The organism is Pseudomonas sp. P20, assembly GCF_016463925.1.
Taxonomy (GTDB): Bacteria; Pseudomonadota; Gammaproteobacteria; order Pseudomonadales; family Pseudomonadaceae; genus Pseudomonas; species Pseudomonas aeruginosa.
Genome location: NZ_JAEMVM010000100.1, coordinates 1 through 280, shown reverse-complemented (window position 1 = coordinate 280; position 280 = coordinate 1). Strand labels below are relative to the sequence as shown.

The window sequence follows — 280 nt, the reverse complement described above, 5'->3', positions numbered from 1 at the left end:
GCGGCATGGCATCGAAGAGCCACACGCCCTGGGTGGCATCGGAAACAGGCTGCCGATAGAACAGGTTCTGGGAGAAGTCGGTGCCGTCGGCCAGCGGCAACTCGTCCTGCAGGATCGGTTCGTCCGGCCGGCAGACCAGTTCGTAGAAGCGACGTAGATCCGCATCGGTCTTGCCGAGGTGATCCGGGTGCGGGTTGAACCAGCGGATCAACCAGTTCCTGATCTCCTGTCCGCCCATGCGCGAAGCGACGATGCCGGCGTTCGCCAGGCCGCCTTGGAT

1 protein-coding gene is annotated in these 280 nt (G+C 63.9%); it reads right to left on the bottom strand.

The genetic code is table 11. The features are described 5' to 3' along the window. Window positions 1-280: TraC family protein (locus tag JHD77_RS31830; RefSeq protein WP_199506573.1), on the bottom strand; the 280-nt coding region annotated here is incomplete at both ends.